At 66.6% G+C, this 1,337-nt stretch carries 1 protein-coding gene and 2 pseudogenes; all 3 read left to right on the top strand.

Annotated features, from left to right (window positions below):
* Window positions 1-263 (top strand): annotated as a pseudogene (locus tag ACFQRD_RS16660) (hypothetical protein); the annotation flags it as partial.
* A gap of 114 nt (window positions 264-377) precedes the next feature.
* A complete protein-coding gene (locus tag ACFQRD_RS16655; RefSeq protein WP_377804790.1) occupies window positions 378-653 on the top strand; it encodes a DegT/DnrJ/EryC1/StrS family aminotransferase in 276 nt (91 codons plus the stop codon).
* 2 nt (window positions 654-655) lie between these two features.
* A pseudogene (locus ACFQRD_RS16650) lies at window positions 656-1,267 on the top strand (Gfo/Idh/MocA family protein); the annotation flags it as partial.
* Between the last annotated feature and the right edge of the window lie 70 nt (window positions 1,268-1,337).

Raw genomic sequence — 1,337 nt, 5'->3', positions numbered from 1 at the left:
GCGAGAGCGCGGACCTGGTGATCGTGCAGACCAACCACGCCGAATACCGCGAGCTCTCCGCGGCCGACGTGCCCGGCATCAAGCTGATCATCGACGGGCGCAACATCACCACGGCCGAGAACTGGGCCGGCACCCCCCGCCTCGTTCTCGGCGACGGTTCCGCCTCCACCCACCAGCAGGGCGACCAGCCGGCCGATCAGATCCGAGTCCACACTAGAGACGGCAGCAAGAAGTGGCTGAATACGACATGGTCCCTCCGGTGAAGCCGATTTTCGGTCATCACGAGCGGGACGTGGTAGATCGGGTGCCGGCGTCCGGGATCGCAGCTCGGGGGACTAGAGATTGCGACGTTTCAGCAGGAGTTCTCAGCGGCGCTGGTGGCCGGTCGTGGGGTGGTGGCCGTAATCTCGGGCGCCTCGGGCCATCATCCGGGGATGCTGGCCCTGGGGCTGAAGGTCGGTGATGAGGTGATCGTGCCGCCGTTCACCCTCGCAGCGACCGCGGACTCGGTGGCGCTGTGGGATGCGCCGCCGGTGTTCGTGGAAGTGGATCCAGAGAAGTTCACGAGCGATGCCGCGGCGGTGGACGCTCGCACCCGGACCAGGAACAGAATCGTAACGGCCGTCAACAAGCCCCCGAAGGAAGGAGCATAAGCATGGCGGACAAGACGCTGCGGGCCGGACTGATCGGGCTGGGCATGATGGGCCGGCACCACGCCCGCAACCTCAAAGCGCTCGACGGCGTAGAATTGGTGGCCTGCGCCGATCCAGGGGGCGATCCACACGGTGCGGTTCCGGAGCTGGACGTTCTACCGAGCGCCGAGGCGCTCGTCGAGGCGGGTATCGACTACGCGGTGGTCGCCGTGCCTACCCAGTTTCATCGCGATGTCGCACTGACGTTCGCAGAAGCGGGGGTGCACACGCTGGTGGAGAAGCCGCTGGCCTTCGACATCAGCGAGGCCGAGGAGATCACCGCCGCGTTCGAGAAGGCCGGGTTAGTCGGCGCCGTGGGATATGTGGAGCGATACAACGCCGCCCTCCAGGAGATGCGTCGGCGCATCTCCGGCGGGCAGCTTGGCGAGATCTACCAGATCGCAACGCGCCGGCAAGGCGCGTTCCCCGCTCGGATCCGCGACGTGGGGGTCGTCAAGGACCTTGCGACTCATGATCTGGACCTCACCGCCTGGGTCGCCCAGTCCCGGTACGCCAGCGTCGCCGCGGCGTCGGCGCGACGCTCCGGTCCTGAGTTGATGCATTTGCTTAGTGTCCCGGTTGCCCGGTGATCTGCTCGATGATCGTGGCGGCGTCCTCGGGGATCTGGGGCGGGATCAGTTGGGT

The sequence above is a fragment of the Brachybacterium sp. GCM10030268 genome (assembly GCF_042666305.1).
GTDB lineage: Bacteria > Actinomycetota > Actinomycetes > Actinomycetales > Dermabacteraceae > Brachybacterium.
Note: the sequence above shows the minus strand (reverse complement) of the source record. Positions and strands in the feature narration are given on the sequence as shown.